13 protein-coding genes are annotated in these 16,955 nt (G+C 68.3%); 7 read left to right on the plus strand and 6 right to left on the minus strand.

The genetic code is table 11. The features are described 5' to 3' along the window. Positions 1 to 204 precede the first annotated feature (204 nt). Complete coding sequence (locus tag D7X99_RS14470) at positions 205 to 1,209, plus strand: hypothetical protein (RefSeq protein ID WP_233613374.1); 1,005 nt, start codon at positions 205 to 207, stop codon at positions 1,207 to 1,209. Here the strand turns inward: D7X99_RS14470 and D7X99_RS14475 are convergent. From D7X99_RS14475 to D7X99_RS14485, 3 genes are all read right to left on the minus strand, one after another. Further along, positions 1,206 to 2,786, minus strand: a complete 1,581-nt coding sequence (locus D7X99_RS14475) for an MXAN_6640 family putative metalloprotease (protein WP_121778322.1) — start codon at positions 2,784 to 2,786, stop codon at positions 1,206 to 1,208. The two genes, D7X99_RS14470 and D7X99_RS14475, sit on opposite strands and share 4 nt — an antisense overlap. Beyond that, entirely contained in the window at positions 2,786 to 3,811 is a 1,026-nt protein-coding gene (locus D7X99_RS44655) for an HmuY family protein (protein ID WP_147476153.1), read from the minus strand. Before D7X99_RS44655 ends, D7X99_RS14475 begins: the two co-directional genes overlap by 1 nt. A gap of 94 nt (positions 3,812 to 3,905) precedes the next feature. Further along, positions 3,906 to 6,182 (minus strand): hypothetical protein, encoded by a 2,277-nt coding sequence (locus D7X99_RS14485; protein ID WP_121778324.1) that lies wholly within the window; start codon positions 6,180 to 6,182, stop codon positions 3,906 to 3,908. Positions 6,183 to 6,416: 234 nt separating this feature from the next. Between D7X99_RS14485 and D7X99_RS14490 the strand changes: the two genes are divergently transcribed. The 6 genes from D7X99_RS14490 (at position 6,417) to D7X99_RS14515 (ending at position 11,120) form a co-directional block, all read left to right on the plus strand. Next, positions 6,417 to 7,319, plus strand: a complete 903-nt coding sequence (locus D7X99_RS14490) for a LysR family transcriptional regulator (protein ID WP_121778325.1) — start codon at positions 6,417 to 6,419, stop codon at positions 7,317 to 7,319. A 69-nt stretch (positions 7,320 to 7,388) separates the two neighbouring features. Further along, positions 7,389 to 8,444 (plus strand): NAD(P)-dependent alcohol dehydrogenase, encoded by a 1,056-nt coding sequence (locus D7X99_RS14495; protein ID WP_283244453.1) that lies wholly within the window; start codon positions 7,389 to 7,391, stop codon positions 8,442 to 8,444. A gap of 23 nt (positions 8,445 to 8,467) precedes the next feature. Further along, positions 8,468 to 9,307 (plus strand): SDR family oxidoreductase, encoded by an 840-nt coding sequence (locus D7X99_RS14500; RefSeq protein WP_121778326.1) that lies wholly within the window; start codon positions 8,468 to 8,470, stop codon positions 9,305 to 9,307. Continuing rightward, positions 9,304 to 10,173, plus strand: a complete 870-nt coding sequence (locus tag D7X99_RS14505) for an aldo/keto reductase (protein WP_211486137.1) — start codon at positions 9,304 to 9,306, stop codon at positions 10,171 to 10,173. Before D7X99_RS14500 ends, D7X99_RS14505 begins: the two co-directional genes overlap by 4 nt. Before the next feature lie 11 nt (positions 10,174 to 10,184). Beyond that, a complete protein-coding gene (locus D7X99_RS14510) occupies positions 10,185 to 10,769 on the plus strand; it encodes an NAD(P)H-binding protein (protein ID WP_121778327.1) in 585 nt (194 codons plus the stop codon). A gap of 123 nt (positions 10,770 to 10,892) precedes the next feature. Beyond that, the gene (locus D7X99_RS14515) at positions 10,893 to 11,120 is read left to right on the plus strand and encodes a hypothetical protein (protein ID WP_121778328.1); all 228 of its coding nucleotides are present in this window, start codon (positions 10,893 to 10,895) and stop codon (positions 11,118 to 11,120) included. 69 nt (positions 11,121 to 11,189) lie between these two features. Here D7X99_RS14515 and nadC read toward each other — a convergent pair whose 3' ends face one another. From nadC to D7X99_RS14530, 3 genes are read right to left on the minus strand one after another with little or no spacing between them, the layout of a single operon-like run. Continuing rightward, on the minus strand, positions 11,190 to 12,068 hold the full coding sequence (gene nadC / locus D7X99_RS14520) for a carboxylating nicotinate-nucleotide diphosphorylase (protein WP_169820991.1): 879 nt from the start codon (positions 12,066 to 12,068) through the stop codon (positions 11,190 to 11,192). Positions 12,069 to 12,077: 9 nt separating this feature from the next. After that, complete coding sequence (locus D7X99_RS14525; RefSeq protein WP_121778329.1) at positions 12,078 to 15,557, minus strand: valine--tRNA ligase; 3,480 nt, start codon at positions 15,555 to 15,557, stop codon at positions 12,078 to 12,080. Positions 15,558 to 15,610: 53 nt separating this feature from the next. After that, positions 15,611 to 16,873 carry a PleD family two-component system response regulator gene (locus D7X99_RS14530; RefSeq protein ID WP_121778330.1) on the minus strand — a complete coding sequence of 421 codons (1,263 nt, stop codon included), beginning with the start codon at positions 16,871 to 16,873 and terminating at the stop codon, positions 15,611 to 15,613. Positions 16,874 to 16,955: the final 82 nt, after the last annotated feature.

The raw sequence follows: 16,955 nt of genomic DNA on the forward strand, positions 1-16,955 counted from the left end.
CTGGCCGCGACCAAAGGCGCCGCGGACGTGCTTGGATTGACCGGATTATCGAAAGGCAATGCGATCAGTTTCGCATTCCCAGTCACAATCGCGTGAAACCAGTGATTCCAGTAACTTCAGTTTCAGCGGATCGATCCGCTGAGGCTGAAGAACCTGCCCAGGAGGACCAGTCCGATGTCCAGGATCCAACCGGAATTCAAAAGTTTGGCATTGCTGTTTGCCATTTGCGTCACGAGCGCGGTCCCGGACGCCTCGGCTCAGGGGTCCGAGGGACTCACGGGGGTCTATTCGAACAAGGGCGGGACGCTCGCCATCGTCGAGGGCAGCAACGAGACGCTCGTGCACTTCTCGGGCTCGTTCCCGCAGGGCAGCAGCGCGGGCACCTGCGATTGCGCTTTGGTCGTCCAGAAGAAGACAGTCACGAATTGGTCACTTCATCAGGCGGGTGAGGAAGACGCCTGGACGCTGCGCGTCAATCCCAAGCAATTCGTCCTGGAGTCGGGTCCGTCACCGTCCTGTTGCGGCGCCGGCTACTCAGGCAAGGACACGTTCGCCCGGAGCACCTCCAAGCCACTGAGCATCTGCAAGGTGAAGGTGTCCAAGGCGGTCTTCCACGCGTCTGACGCGGCCAACACGCCGCGCAAGGCGTTCGTGGTGTCTGGCGACGCGGTGGAGGCCTACGTCGACCCGGTGGAGCCGGACTTCCTCGCCGCGCGCTTCCAGGGCCCCCAGAAGGCCACGGCGGGGCTGCTCAAGCGCGAGGACCTGGACTGCGCGGCGGAAGGCGCGCCCACGGCCGCGAAGGCTCCCGTGGCCGCGGACAAGCTCCAGCCCTTCGCGGGGACGTGGGTGGAGTTGACGCGCCAGGGCAAGGGCTTCGTGGTGCTCAAGCCCTGCTCGGCCGCGACGCGCAGCTTCACCGTCAAGCCCGCGACGGGTGAGGTGGAGGTGCAGTTGGGGCAGGAGGCCACGACGATGAAGGTGACATCCGTGGAGGCCGGCAAGGGCACCGGGACCTGGGTGCTGGGGCTCACGGCCGCAGACGGCAAGCCGGAGGCGCTCCAGTGGAAGACGGCCGACGCCGCCAAGGGCACCGTGACCGTGAACAGCCCGGACCTCTTCTCCCAGAGCCACGACTACGTGCGCCAGGAGAAGAAGTCCGCCTTCCCGTCCAAGCAGGAGACGGGGTGCGACGAGTTCGAGCGCTAACGCGCCCGTGAACGCCGCCGGGCCCGCAGGCCCCCACCGAGCAGCAGCGCGACGAGCGCACCGGACAGGGGGCCACCCGCGGCCTGGCAGCTACCGTCATCCGAGGGCGTGCGCGGATCATCAATGGGATCCACGGGCCTGCCCGCGTCCACGGTCCCCGCATCGGGGGTGCCCGCATCCGCGCCAGCATCGGGCGTCCCGGCGTCGGTTCCGGCGTCCGTGCCCGCATCCGTCGCATGGAGCGGCGCGCAGGACGCGGCCTGGCCGGTGACCGCGATGCACAGCCGGCCATAGCGGCCCAGGCCTTCCATCCGGCCGTCCACGACCGCCACCATCACGCGCGTGGCGTCATCCGCGGCCACCTGGGCGCGCAGGGCGTCCGGCCCGTCCACGGTCGCCACCCGCAGTACGGCGTCATCCGTGACGGCCGCGACGACCAGGTGCACCGTGGCCGGATCGATGCCCGGCTCGGGCTCATACGAGGCGCCCACGAAGGACGCGCCGCCGGGGACCTCGAAGATCCGCGAGGCCGCCGCCGCGACGCGCACGCGGTCGAGCGTGGTGGGGAACTCCGCCGCCGTCTTCGCCACCGGTGCATACCCCTCCCCTCGCGCGTAGCCGAACCCCGGCGTCGCGCGCGGGCCGGTGCCCAGGTTCCAGGTGGCGAATTGGGCGAAGGCCGCGTCGAAGCTGGAGGCGAAGTCGCGGCGCAGACAGGTGTCCAGCAGCACCGGCCAGCGGGCCTCCGGCTGGCGCACGGACTCCTCCAGCAGCGCGACGAGCGCGCCGTCACCGTAGCGCTCGCCCACGAACTGGAAGAAGAGCCCCGCGCCGTAGATGAAGGTCACGCCGGGCCCTGCGGGGTCCAGCACCAGCGTGCTGTCCGGAGTCAGCATGTAGCCGCGGGTGAAGTGCTCCAGGTCGTCGAGCGCGGGCTCGAAGCGCTCGGTGGCCCAGACGGCGGTGCCCTCGGAGGCGACGCCGCCCAGGTCGGGCCGGTAGGCGGCCTGCACCGCGTGGAAGAACTCGTGGCTGGCCAGGATCTCCACGGCCTCTGCGTCGGACGGGTAGTTGTAGCCCGTGAAGTCGTTCTCCTGGAGCATGAAGCCGGTGCAGCGCGTGACGCCCTCCAGGCAGGTCTCCTGCCGGAAGGCGCCGTCGCCAATCCCCGCGAAGTCCACCAGGTACACGTCGAAGCGGCCGTCGCCGCCGTCGTCCCCGGCCGGATTCGTGTCGTCGGGCGGCAGGCGGAAGCCCAGGTCCACGTAGAACGTCGCCACGCGTTCGTAGGTGCGCCCGACGAGCTCCACGAAGTCGGGCACGCCGCTGCCATCCGCGTCCGCTGGCGGCACGGCGTGGGTGCCCTGGCGGGTGAAGTGGATGCGGAAGCGCCCGCCCGGAGACACGACGGACTCCACCGTGTCCCCGGGCTCATAGCGCGGCGCCTGCGCGCCAGGCGAGGTGGGCCGCCCGGACTCGGCGACCCGCTTCTGTACGGCCTCCCGCTCGTGCGGGAGGCCACGCGGGGTTCCCGCGCCGGCCAGCAGCAGGAGCAGCGTGGGAACCCCGGGGGTCATCACGGCAGGTAGGCCCACCGCAGGCGGATCGACCCGGCGCTGGTGGAAGAGCTCACCGAGCCCGTCGTGTCGCACTGCGACTGCACGGTGGGCTCATAGTAGGCCTTGACCTGCAGCTTCGCGTGACGGCCGTCCGCCAACTGGATGAGGAAGACCTTGTTCGTCATCTGCAGGCACTGGGCATAGTCCCAGAACGTGAGGGTCTGGGTCGCCGGGCTCTGGAGGCCGAACGGGTCCCCGCTGAACGTGCAGGTGTCGGGGGTGTAGTAGTTCTCCGCCTGGAACTGAGCATCGGTAGGCACGGACGTCACCGCTTCGAACGTCGTGCCGTCCGGCGTCGGTGCCACTGTCACGCACGACGGCCCGGACACGCCGCTGTTGAAGCGCACGACGTACCGGCGCACCGCGACGTCCCACGCCGTCGAGCTCAGCGCGGCCTGATCATCGATGTCGACCTTCTGGAGCCCCGTCGGCGTGAAGCGCGCGTAGGTGTACGACTCCGGAACGCTGGTGCCACCCGCGCGGCCGTCCAGGAACGTGAGGTACTCGCCCTGGGTCGTGCCTTCCTCGGTCACGCCGCCGGTGGCGACGGTGGTCCGGAGCCGAAGCTTGTCGATGCTCTGCTCCGTGCAGGCCACGGCGTTGCGGCACAGCTCCGCGCCACCGTCCGTGGGAGTGCCGGCGTCGGTCTCCGTACCCGCGTCGGTCTCCGTGCCCGCGTCCGTGGTCGTACCTGCGTCCGTCGTCGTGCCCGCGTCGGTGGTGGTCCCGGCGTCGGTGGTGGTGCCCGCGTCCGTCTCCGGCTCTTCGTCCGGCGTCAGGGTGCGCAGCTCGCACTTCTTGTCCGCGTTGCAGGTCCAGGCCTGGCCCGCGGGGGCCGCGCCCTCATCACGGCAGTCGAACGCATCCACGCAGTCGTCGCTGCTGCATCCCGGCGCCACCACGGCCAGCGCGAGGGCCGCCAGGGCCCCCATGCCGAACCAACGTGCACCGCTCTTCCGGACCGCCCCTTCGGGGTTGCTCATCGTCGTCACCTTTCGCCGCGGAGACCCGCCGCCGTTCGATGGGGACGATCTCTATTCGATAACGATTATCATTTTCAATATCGACGATCCATTTTCAGGCCGAAGTGTCGCCGGGCGGCTTCGGTGCGTTGTGGGCGGACAGGCGGGGTTGTCCGCCGGGGCCCAGGAGTCCCTGCATGGCGTCGAAGAGGTTGAGGTTGGAGCCGCTGGGGAGGAAGACGACCTTGTCGAGGCCTCCGACGACGGCGGCCTGGGCCTGCGCGGCCACGGCCTTCACGAAGTTCTCCCCGCCCCCCAGGGATTCCACGCGTTGGCGGAACTGACTGGCCTCCACTTCCGCGAGGCGCGACTGGCGTTCCACCTCCAGGTCATTGAGGCGCTGCTGGCGCTCCAGGGCCACCTGGGTGGTGAGCCGTTCGCGCTCGAGCTCCGCCTCGGAGCGGATGCGCGAAGCGCGGGCGTCGGACTCGGCGCGGGCCAGGGCCTCCTCGCTCTCCACGCGGGCGCGCTCCAGCTGGGCCTCCGCCTCCACCTTGGCGCGGCTGAGCGTCTCCAGCTGGTGGTTGCGGTTCTGCAATTCGATGAGGGATTGGCGCTCCGCCTCCGACTTGCGGTGGCTGGCGATGTCAGCGAGCTGCTTCTCCTCCTCGCTGCGGATGCGCTTGAGCTCCGCGGCGGCCTGGGCCTCCTGGCGTGAGGCGTCCAGCTGGATCTGGATGTTGGTGTCGATGGCCTCGCGCAGCTTCAGGGCCGTCTTATCATCGACGGGGGCGATGTCCTTGATGTCGATGTCGATGATGCGCAGCTGGTTCTCGGAGAAGAGGCGGTCCTTGCGAGCGCGTCCCGCGTCATCCATGCCGAAGATGGTGCGGCGGATGAGCACGCTGGCGTTCTTGTGGAAGGTCTCGAACTCGTTCTCCGCGGCGACCTGGCGGATGCGCGACGCGAGGTTCTCACACACGTACCCGATGAAGTCGTTCACCCGGAAGATGGCCTTGTCCTTCTCCGGGTCGCCCTGCACGTCGAACTGCCACTTGTATGAAAGCTTGATGCGCAGCCGCGCGTGGTCGCGAGTGGCCACCTCGAACAGGTCCGTGGCGAAGTCCGGCCCCAGCCGCAGCATCAGCACCTTGAGCTGACGCGGGCGCTTGGGCGTGCTGCCGGACAAGTCCAGGACGGTGACGTCCTCGTACGGGCGCAACATCACCTTCGCGGGGCCGAACTCCACGCGCGCGTGATTGGACTCGAAGTCGTTGATGAGGACCGCCGTGTTGTCCTCGATGCGCAGCACGATGGCGCGCGTGCGGTCCCCCCTCTCCGTCGCGATCATGGGACGTGGCGCGCGGGCGTCCTTCGCCTCCGCGGGCGGCAGCGGCGGAGTGAGGCCCAGCAGGGCCTCCGCGTCCGGGGACAGGCGCTTCTCGTGCAGTTCCTGGTGCGCCTCCGGCATGAACTGGCAAGGCCCCTGGACGAGCGACACCTTGCCCGAGCGCAGGTCGCGCACGTACAGGCCTTCCCCCTGCCCCAATGACAGCGCGGCAATCTCCCGGTGGATGAGGACCTTCTCGCTGGGCACGTAGGTGCGAGGGCCGCGGACGATCCACGTGTCACCGGCCTTGCGTGCACGCGGCTCGCCGCCCTCGTTCTCGGAGAGGTCGTCCAGTGCCTGGAGCTTCAGGCCCTGCAGCTCCGACAGGACATGCTTGCGGCGCACGTCCCCTTCCAGCGCCTCGCCGGGTTCGAGGAAGAAGACATCCGGGCCGGAGACGACCTTGCGGCGGCCCTCCTGCACGCGGCCGGTGGCGCGGTCCACGGGATTGAGGATGACGCAGTACTCGGTCTCCTTGAGGACGCGGGCCTTCTCCAGCGACACGACGGTGACGGATTCGCCCGGCACGTAGCGGCCGGGGCCTCGCACCAGCCACTCGTCACCGGCTTCACGGCGGCGGGGAGCGTCTGGGACGTGGGCGTCCGTGAAGGCGGTGAGCGCGCGCAGACGCAGCGCCTCCGACACGCCCAGGACGTATTCCGGGACGATGTCGCCCTCCAGCTCCTCGCCGGGGTACAGCGGGAACACCTTCGGGCCCACGCGGACCTCGCGGTCGCCCACCGCGACGCGGGCCTGGCCGAAGTCGTCCAGCGCCACCTGGCCGTCCACGCGCACCACGGGGTTGCGCACCACGCACCAGCTGCCGGCGCCCAACTCCACCATCCGCTCCTTCGCCACGAGCGTCAGGTGCGCTTCGAGCGTCAGCACGCGCGGGCCTACTTCCATGAGCACGACTCCGCGGTTGGCGTCCTCGATGTATGCGTACTCGCGGTTCTTCAGGGAGATGCGCTGGATGGCTTCGGTGCTGGGGGCGGACGGCATGGCACACCTGCTCGCGGGAGTGGGGTTCAGCCGCGAGTCATTGCGAGCCCCATGCCGTCACCGCTCGCCCTGGAACGGCTCCGCACCGCACCGGACTGGCGCGGACACTCGCTCCACTCCGGTGCGCGGTGTTCCAGACTGGAGCGCATTTCGAACAACCAGCGCCGGGGTTTCCGCATCGTCCGACCCGTGTGGCTGGTACCGTTTGATGAGCAGGTATGGAGAACCCTCACGATGGCCTTCACTCCGCTCAACGCGCTCAACGCCTTCGTCGCCGTCGCACGGAAGCTGAGCTTCGTCGTGGCCGCGCGGGAGCTCGGCGTGTCGACGTCCGCACTCAGCCAGTCGGTCCGCCAGCTCGAGGAGCGCTTGGAGACGCCGCTGCTCATTCGCAGCTCGCGCAGCGTCGCCCTCACGGAGGCGGGCCAACGGCTCCTTGAAAACGCAGGGCCGGCGGTGGACCAGGCGCTGGAGGCCCTGCAGACGGTGAAGGCCAGGCGTGGCGAAGTGACCGGACGTGTTCGCATCACCGTTCCGACCGCCGCGAGTTCGCTGGTACTCGAACGACTGATCCCCCGGTTCGTCGAACGACACCCAAAGGTCGAACTGGAGGTGAGCGTCGATAATCGACTCGTCGACCCTGTCGCCGAGGGTTTCGACGCCGGCATCCGGCTCGTCGAGTCCATTGACCGGGACATGGTGCACATCCGGCTCACGGGCCCTTGCCGCGTCGTTGTCGCAGGCGCGCCTTCGTATCTCGACAAGCGCGGTACCCCGCAGAAGCCCGCCGATCTGCTCCACCATGATTGCCTCGTGTTCCGGCTGGGACCCGGCGGTGGACTCTGGGCGTGGGAGTTGGAGCGTGGAAAGAAGACGGTCCGCGTCCCCGTGCGTGGACCGGTCGTGCTCAGTGACAACGAGCTGCGCCGCACGCTTGCCATCGCGGGGGTCGGCTTGACTTACGGACTCGAGCCGACGATGTCCGAGGACCTCCGCAGCGGCCGCCTGCGGGTGGTGCTTTCCCAGTACGCCCCGACGGTGCCCGGCCTGTTCCTCTACTTCCCGAACCGGGCTCAAATCTCTCCCGCGCTGCGCGCCTTCGTGACGGTCGCCCGGGAGCTGGCCAGCAGTCGTTAAGCTTTCCTAAAGCGTCCGTCCCAGAACCGGCGGTTTCGCGGAGGTGCCTTCGCGCGTACACCTCTGCTCATGCCGATGAAGACCACCGGATACGCGGCGCATTCCGCGGATGCGCCTCTTTCTCCCTATACCTTCGAACGCCGCGAGCTCCGGCACAACGACATCGCGATGGAGGTCCTCTATTGCGGCATCTGCCATACGGACCTGCATATGGCGCGCAACGACTGGGGCGCGACCCGGTACCCGTTCGTTCCCGGTCACGAGTTTGTTGGACGTGTCATCGCCGTTGGCTCGGACGTTTCACGCCACAAGATGGGCGACGCCGTGGCGGTGGGATGCATGCTCGACAGCTGCCAGCGCTGCGACCAGTGCCGCAAGGGCGAAGAGCAGCTCTGTCGCGAGGGCCATACCCACACGTACAACGGCATGGACCGGGTGACCGGAGATCCAACCTACGGGGGCTACTCGAAGTTCATGGTGGTCCGGGAGGAGTTCGCGCTCCGCATGCCGGCCGCGCTCGCCCTTTCGAAGGCGGCGCCGCTGCTCTGTGCTGGCATCACGACGTACTCCCCGCTACGGACGTGGGGCGTCGGTCCGGGGAGCCGCGTGGGGGTCATTGGACTGGGGGGGCTTGGCCACATGGCGGTCAAGTTCGCCGTCGCAATGGGCGCCGAAGTCACCGTGCTGAGCCGCAGCGCCGCCAAGGAAGCGGACGCCCTCGCGCTCGGTGCGGATCGCCTGTTGGTGTCGACGGATGCCAAGGCGATGGCGAAAGCAGGCTCAAGCCTCGATCTCATCATCGACACGGTGCCGACGAAGCACGAGCTCCTCCCCTACCTGCCGCTCCTGGATATCGACGGAACGCTCGTCATCGTGGGTCAGGTCGGGCCACTGGCCGAGACGAGCTCGGTGCCACTTCTCTTCGGCCGTCGCCGCATCGCGGGCTCGCCCATCGGCGGTCTCGCCGAGACCCAGGAGATGCTCGATTTCTGCAGCCGGAAGCAGGTGCTTCCAGATTGCGAGCTGATTCGCATCGATCAGGTGAACGAGGCCTACGAGCGGCTCGGGCAAGCAGACGTTCGGTACCGCTTCGTCATCGACATGGCCTCGTTGCCACAGCCGTGAAGTCACCCAAGGAATCCAACATCATGAGCAAGAACGTACTGGTTGTGATTGGCATTGGTGGGATCGGGCAAGCGATTGCCCGCCGGCAGGGCGCGGGGAAGACGGTGCTGCTCGCGGACTTTGACGAGCGGACACTGGACGCCGCCGCCAAGAGCCTGGAAGCGACGGGCTACGCGGTCTCGGCCATGCCGGTGGACGTGGCCTCGCGTACGTCCATCCACGAGGTCGTCAAGGAGGCCAGCAGGCTTGGAGCGGTGACCGAGGTCGTCCACACGGCGGGCGTATCTCCGAACATGGCGCCGCCCGACAGGATTCTCGCGGTCGACCTGCTCGGTACTGCGCTCGTGCTCGAGGAGTTCGGGAACATTGTCGCCCCGGGTGGGGCGGGCATCATCATCTCGAGCATGGCCGGCTACATGCTTCCGCCCCTACCGACAGAGGTCGACCTGGCGCTCGCGACCACGCCCGCCGACGAGCTGTTGAAGCTGCCTTCACTCCAGCCGTCAGCCATCTCTGATTCGGGAGCCGCGTACGCCATCTCGAAGCGCGCCAACCACCTCCGCATCCAGGCTGAGAGTTTGCGTTGGGCTGAACGCGGCGCACGGTTGAACGCGATCAGCCCAGGCATCATCCTCACGCCATTGGCGCAGAAGGAACTGTCTTCACCGATCGGTGCGGCCTACCGAGCGATGATCGCGGCATCAGCGCTCAAGCGAGTCGGTACTCCCGAGGAGGTCGCGTCCGCCGCAGCGTTCCTGCTCGGTCCCGACGCCGGCTTCGTGACGGGGAGCGATCTCCTCATGGATGGCGGCGTCATTCCGGCCATTCGGATGGGCCGATTGAACGTGGAGATCAAAGCATGACGACGAAAACCATGGTGCCGGAAGCAGTGCTGAACAACGGGGTGAAGATGCCCCTCCTCGGCTTCGGCGTCTATCAGGTGCGCGATCTCGCGGAGTGCGAACGGAGCGTGGAAGAAGCACTCCGTGTCGGCTACCGGCTCATCGACACGGCGGCCGCGTACCAGAACGAGGAAGCAGTCGGGAATGCGATCCGCCGCAGCGGTATCCCGCGCGACGAGATCTTCGTAACGACGAAGCTGTGGATTGAAGACGCGGGCTACGAGAAGACCCGGAAGGCCATCGAACGTTCCCTGCGGCGGCTTCAGCTCGACGTCATCGATCTGTACCTCATTCACCAGCCATACGGAGATGTGCACGGGGCCTGGCGCGCGATGCAGGAACTGCAACGTGAGGGGCGCGCCCGCGCGATTGGCGTCAGCAACTTCCATCCCGACCGGGTGATGGATCTCATCGTCCACAACGAGATCGTGCCGGCCGTGAACCAGATCGAGACGCACCCGTTCTGTCAGCAGCTCGAGGCACAGAAGTTCCTGCGCGACAACGGGGTGCAGATCGAGTCGTGGGGCCCCTTCGCGGAAGGGAAGCACGACATCTTCCAGAACGCGCTCCTGCACTCCATTGGTGCCAGGCACGGGAAGAGCGTGGCGCAGGTCATCCTGCGGTGGCTCGTTCAACGCGGCGTCGTCGCGATTCCGAAGTCCGTCCGTCAGGAGCGCATCGCCGAGAACTTCGCGGTGTTCGACTTCGAATTGAGCGCCGACGACATGGCGGCCATTGCCACGCTCGACACGAACACGAGCAGCTTTTTCGACCATCGTGATCCGGTGATGGTCAAGCGGCTCAGTGAAGTGAAGGGCATCAGTTGAGCGTGCGAAACGTGCCCCACGTGCTCATCCTCGGCGCCAACGGGCAGCTCGCGCGCAACACGACCCGTGTCTTCTTGCGTGATACCGACGCGAAGCTGACGCTCTATCTGCGTCGCGCGAGCCGCCTGCGGAACCCTGATCCCGGCCGCGTCCGCATCGTCGAGGGCGATGTGCTGGATCGTGCGGTCCTCGAAGCCGCCATGAAAGGGCAGGACGTCGTGTACGCGAACCTGACTGGCGCGATGAAGGAGCAGGCCGAGCACATCGTGTCCGCGATGCACGCCTCGGGCGTGCGGCGCCTCGTCTTCATCAGTTCGATGGGCATCTACGGCGAGGTGCCGGGGGAGAGGTACAGCAGCATCCTCGATCCGTATCGCGACTCAGCAGTGGTCATCGAGGCCTCGGACCTCGACTACACAATCCTGCGCCCCGGTTGGTTCACACACGATCACGAGATTCGGTACACCCTCACGCAGAAGGGCGAGCCGTTCAAGGGACGCGACGTTTCGCTCGACAGTCTCTCAGACCTCATCGTGAAGCTGGCGGCCACCCCCGGCATGGAGAGCCGCAGGAGCCTCGGCGTGAGCCGGGCTTGAAGTGTCCAAGAACTCCTCCAGCGAAGCGGTTCCGTCTTGGCTCGATCCCCGGCGTTTGTTCGAATGCCTTCCTGTCAGCGGGCCAGGATGCTCTGGCCCGGTGGCCCCCACCCCGGAGGAAGCATGAAGGCATCGCGACTGAAGCAGACGATTCCTGGATTCGCGCTGATCATCGGCATCATGGCGGGCACGGCCCTGGCCATGGTTCCCGGCTCGACGGCGGAGACGACTGATAGCCAGACGTCCGCGGTCCAGATGATCTGTTCGCGCACCTGCAAGCCGTGCTCGACCCAGATGGAGTGCGGCACGAGCGGCGGTTCCTGCGGGGTCTGGCGCTGCACCCAGCCGTAAACACAAGCGCCTCCGAGTCCCAGGACTCGGAGGCGCTCTTCTACGGATTCGTGAAGACCGCTGACCGCTTCAGCCCTGCGCGGAGCGGGGCTTGCGCGTGGACTTCTTCGTCGTCGCGATCTCCAGCGACAGGTCCATGGCCCGCGCCGAGTGCGTCAGCGCGCCCATCGACACGAAGTCCACGCCCAGCTTCGCCAGCCGGGGCAGCCGGTCCAACGTGACGCCGCCCGACACTTCGATGGGCACGCGGCTCGCCGTCAGCTTCACCGCTTCGCGGATCTGCGCGTCGTCCATGTTGTCCAACATGATGACGTCCGCGCCCGCGGCGATGGCCTCCTCCAGCTGCTTGAAGTTGGTGACCTCCACTTCAATCTTCACCAGCCGGGGACCGTTCAGCTTCGCGCGGCGCACCGCTTCGGTGATGTCGCCACCTACCGCCGCGATGTGGTTGTCCTTGATGAGGATGCCGTCGAAGAGGCCGAAGCGGTGGTTGGACGCGCCTCCCATGCGCACCGCGTGCTTCGCGAGGCCTCGCATGCCCGGCGGAGTCTTGCGCGTGTCCAGCACCCGCAGCTTCGAGCCCCGCACGGAGGTCATCGCCTGCTGGGCCAGCGTCGCGATGCCGGCGGCGCGCTGCACCAGGTTGAGCGCCGTGCGCTCCGCGGCCAGCAGCGAACGCAGCTTGCCGTGGACGCGCGCGGCGACCACCTTCGGTTTGATCTCCTCGCCGTCGCGCTTGAGGACCTCCACCTCCACCTCCGCGTCCACCATGTGGAAGACGCGGACGAAGGCGTCCAGGCCGGCGACGATCATCTGCTCCTTCGCGACCAGCTCACCGCTGCCCTCCGCTTCGGCGGGGACCACCGCCAGCGAGGTGACGTCCCCCGCAGCACCCAGGTCCTCGTCGAGGGACAGCGCGATGAGCCGATCGAGATAATCCTGCTGCACTTCCGCCTCCTACCGGCGCGCCTTGCGAGCCGGCTTGCCCCGAGTGGTCTTCTTCGCCGCGGCCTTCTTCGCGGCGGTCTTCTTCCCCGCCGCCTTCTTCGCCGAAGCCTTCTTCGCAGGAGCCTTCTTCACCGCCGCCTTCTTCGCGGCCGTCTTCTTGCCCGCTGCCTTCTTCGCGGAAGCCTTCTTCGCAGGGGCCTTCTTCGCGGCGGACTTCTTGCTCGCCGCCTTCTTCGCGGAGGCCTTCTTCACCGCCGCCTTCTTCGCGGAGGCCTTCTTCGCAGGGGCCTTCTTCACCGCCGCCTTCTTCGCGGAGGCCTTCTTCGTCGGAGCCTTCTTCACCGGCTTCGCCGAGCCCTCCGGCGCCTCGCGGGCGTCGCCGCCCTCCTTGGCCCGGTCGAACTCGCGCATCGCGTCGTCCACGAGGCCCATGCTCATGTACGCGACGCCCAGGTCGTGGTGGTCCGCCGGGGACAGCCCTTCCTTGGTGCCCTCGCGCAGCTTGTTGAGGGCCTCCTCCACCATCGGATCCGCGGCCTGGGGCGCCTGCGAAGCCTCTTCGGCTTCAATCTCGCCCTTCAGCTCCTGGCCCAGGTTCACCGCTTCGTCCTTCGGTGCCTGCGGCTCGGTGGCCACCTTCACCTGGGCGCTCTCAGGCGCGAGGGACTCGGACGCTTCAGGGGCTTCGGACTCGGTGCTGCCCGGCAACGGCGACGGCGTCTCGGACATGGGGGGCTCCGGGGCGATGCGCTGGAGGTGATCCTGCAGCTTGACCGTGCGCTCCTGGAGCTCCGCCACCCGGGCCTTGTCCTTCTCCACCACGTCCGGCGGAGCACGGGCCACGAAGTTCGGGTTGTCCAGCTTGCGCTGCAAACCGGCGAGTTCCTGCTCGGCGCGGACGATCTCCTTCTTCAGGCGGTCGCGCTCCGCGTCCAGGTCCACCAGGCCCGCCAGGGGCACGTAGATTTCCAGGTTGCCGCTCACGAACGCCGCCGCCTGCGGAGGCTTGGCGCCCGGGGGGCCCACCACCACCTCGGACAGGCCCGCGAGCGGCATCAGGTACGCGCGCCAACGCTCCAACAGCTCGCGCGTCGTCGCGTCCGGGCTCTGCACCACCGCCTTCACCTTGGCGGACGGCGGCAGGTTGCTCTCGCCGCGCAGCGTGCGCAGGCCCTCGATGGCCGCGATGACCGGCGCCATCTCGCCTTCCGAGGCCGCGTCCACCCACGCCGTCTCCGGCGCCGGGTAGGCCGCGATGCAGATGCTCTCCGTGGGCCGGGACATCGGCAGCTTCTGCCAGATCTCCTCGGTGATGAACGGCATGAACGGGTGCATCAGCCGCAGGATGCGGTCCAGGCACGTCACCAGCACCGCGCGCGTGGTGTCCTTGGCCTCCGCGTCGTCGCCGTACAACGAGCCCTTCGCCAGCTCGATGTACCAATCGCAGAACTCCGCCCACAGGAACTGGTACAGCGTGGACGCGGCCTCCGCGAAGCCGAACGCCTCCAGCGACGCGCGCGTCTCCTCGGTGGCCTTCTGCAGGCGGGAGAGGATCCACCGGTCCGCCAGCGTCAGCTTGCGGCCCTCCAGCGGCGTCTTGTCCAGGCTGAAGTCGCCCATGTTCATCAGGGCGAAGCGGCTGGCGTTCCACAGCTTGTTGCAGAACGCCTTGTAGCCACCCAGGCGGTCCATCGACAGCTTGATGTCACGGCCCTGCTGCGTGAGCGACGCCAACGTGAAGCGCAGCGCGTCCGCGCCGTGCGCGGGCATGCCCTGCGGGAAGCGGTTGCGCAAGGACGGCTGCAGCGACTCCGCCTTCGCGCCGAGGATGACGTCCAGGGGATCGATGACGTTCCCCTTCGTCTTGGACATCTTCTCGCCCTTCTCGTCGCGCACCATCGCGTGCAGGTACACGGTGCGGAAGGGCACGTCGTTCATGAAGTGCAGGCCCATCATCATCATCCGGGCGACCCAGAAGAAGATGATGTCGTGGCCCGTCTCCATCACGGACGTCGGGTAGAAGGTCTGGAGATCCGCCGTCTGCTTCGGCCAGCCCAGCGTGGAGAACGGCCACAGCGCGGACGAGAACCAGGTGTCCAGCACGTCCGGATCCTGCGTCAGCTCCTTGCCGCCGCACTTCGGGCAGGACTCCGGCGCCGTGCGCGACACGATGACGTCCGCCGTGTCCTTCGAGCGCTCTTCCGCCGGGGTGCACGCCGCGCAGTACCACGCCGGAATCTGGTGGCCCCACCACAGCTGGCGGCTCACGCACCAGTCGTGGATGTTGTTCATCCAGTGGAAGTACGTGTTCGTCCACGACTCGGGGACGAACTTGGTGCGGCCCTCCTCCACGGCCTGGATGGCCGGCTTCGCCAGGGGTTCGATCTTGATGAACCACTGCGGCGACAGGCGCGGCTCCACCACCGTGGTGCAGCGCTGGCAGGTGCCCACGTTCAGCTTGTGCGGCTCCTCCTTCTCCAGCAGGCCCAGCTCCGTCAGGTCCGCCAGCACCTGCGTGCGCGCCTCCCGGCTCTCCAGGCCCGCGTACTTGCCGGTGTCCTTCGTCATCCGCGCCGCTTCGTCCAGGATGGACAGCATCGGCAGCTTGTGGCGCAGGCCCGTCTGGTAGTCGTTGAAGTCGTGCGCGGGCGTGACCTTCACCACGCCGGTGCCGAACTCCATGTTCACCAGCTCGCCGTCCGCGATGACCGGAATCTCACGGTCGGTGAGCGGCAGCGCCACGCTCTTGCCGATGAGGTCCTGGTAGCGCGGATCCTCCGGGTGCACGGCGACGGCCGTGTCGCCCAGCAGCGTCTCCGGGCGCGTCGTCGCCACGGTGAGGAAGCGCTCCGTGCCCTTCACCGGGTAGCGGATGTGCCAGAGCGAGCCGTTCTTCTCCTCGTGCTCCACTTCCAGGTCGGAGAGGGCCGTGCGGCAGGACGGGCACCAGTTGATCAGCTTCTGGGCCCGGTACATCAGGCCCTCTTCGTACAGCCGGACGAACACCTCGCGCACCGCGGCCGAGGACTGCTCGTCCATGGTGAAGCGCTCGCGGCTCCAGTCCAGGGACGCGCCCAGGTAGCGGTGCTGCTCACCGATGCGCGCGCCGAACTTGCCCTTCCACGTCCAGACGCGCTCGAGGAACGCCTCGCGGCCCAGGTCGTGGCGGCTCTTGCCCTCCGTCTTCTTGAGCTCCTTCTCCACCACCATCTGCGTGGCGATGCCCGCGTGGTCCGTGCCCGGCAGCCAGAGCGCGTTGAAGCCGCTCATCCGCTTCCAGCGCGTGAGGATGTCCTGGATGGTCGCGGTGAGCGCGTGGCCGATGTGCAGGCTGCCCGTCACGTTGGGCGGCGGCAGCACGATGCTGAACGGCGGCTTGGAGGAAGGGGCTTCGGCGCGGAAGTAGTCGCGCTCCAGCCAGTGGTTGTACCACCGCGCCTCCACTTCGGAGGGCTCGTAGGCCTTGGACAGTTCAGTCGTGTCAGTCATTGCAAGCGGCCGGCCCCCGACGGGGCCGGCGGGGAATCAGAGGGGACTGCGAATCAATGCTGGGTCTCGCGGTCCTTGATGAGCCGCTCCAGCTCTTCCCGGATGATGGTCTCCGCCAGCTGCGGAACGACCTCCCAGGCAATCTTCTCGATGACCTCGCGGGACGCCTTCGACAGCGCCTCGCGCAGCAGCGCCTCTCCGCCATCCGCGGCCGGACGGGCGCGCGAGGGAGGAGTCGCCGGCGAGGGGCCGCCGATGTCCAGGGAGATCTCCTCCGCGCCGCTGGGCTCGGGCAGCGAGTCCTCGATGCGGATGCTCTCCGTGCGGGCCTGCGCCGCGGGCGGGGCGGCCGGAGCGCCCAGCCCGAACGGATCCCGGGCACGGGCGGCCGGAGGCACCGCGGCGGGCGGGGGCGCGGACGGCAGCGGCGCGGCGCCCGGAGGACGCGGGAAGCCGCCCGGGATGTTCGGGGCGCCAGGGCCCGGAGGACGCGCGGCCATGCCCGGAGGCGGCGCACCCGGAGGACGCGCGCCCGGAGGCACGGCACCCGGAGGAGGACGCGCACCCGGCGGCATGGCGCCCGGAGGCGGCGCACCCGGAGGACGCGCGCCCATGCCCGGAGGCGGCGCACCCGGCGGAGGACGTGCACCCGGCGGCATGGCGCCCGGAGGCGGCGCACCCGGAGGACGCGCGCCCGGAGGAACAGCGCCCGGCAGCGGACGCGCCGCACCCGGAGGAGGAGGCACACCAGCGCCCGGAGGACGCGCGCCCGGAGGCACGGCACCCGGAGGAGGACGCGCACCCGGCGGCATGGCGCCCGGAGGCGGCGCACCCGCGGGACGCGCACCCGGCGGCACGGCGGCGGCGGGCGGCGCGCTGACCGGAGCGCTCGGGGCGGAGGTCTGGGGCAGAATGCGCGTCGCGGCGGACGCGGGCATCGTGTTGGACTTCTGGCCCACCAGCGCCTTCACCTTGTCGAGGAGGATCTGGCTCTCGAAGGGCTTGGTGATGTGGTCATCCGCCCGGGCGGCCTTCGCGCGGTTCTCGTCGAACGCCTCGAAGGTGCCGGCGAGCAGCAGCACCGGGATGGCCTGCGTGGAGGGGTCGCCCTTGAGCGCCTCGCAGACCTCGTAGCCGCTCTTGCCCGGCATCATCACGTCGGCGAGCACCACGTCCGGACGCAGCTCGCGCGTGCGGGAGATGGCGTCCAGCCCGTTGTCCACCGCGGTCACCTGGAAGTCTTCCGTCGCGAAGATCATCCCGATCACCTTGCGGATGGTGAGCGAGTCGTCGGCGATCAGTAGATTCTTGGGCATCGGCTCCGGCCTCGGGGGGCGCATACCCCCCTGAATTCGTTTGAGATTTCGGGCGAGCAAGCCTGCCTGCACGCCCTGTGTC

This window comes from Corallococcus sp. AB032C (assembly GCF_003668935.1).
GTDB classification, from domain to species: Bacteria; Myxococcota; Myxococcia; order Myxococcales; family Myxococcaceae; genus Corallococcus; species Corallococcus exiguus.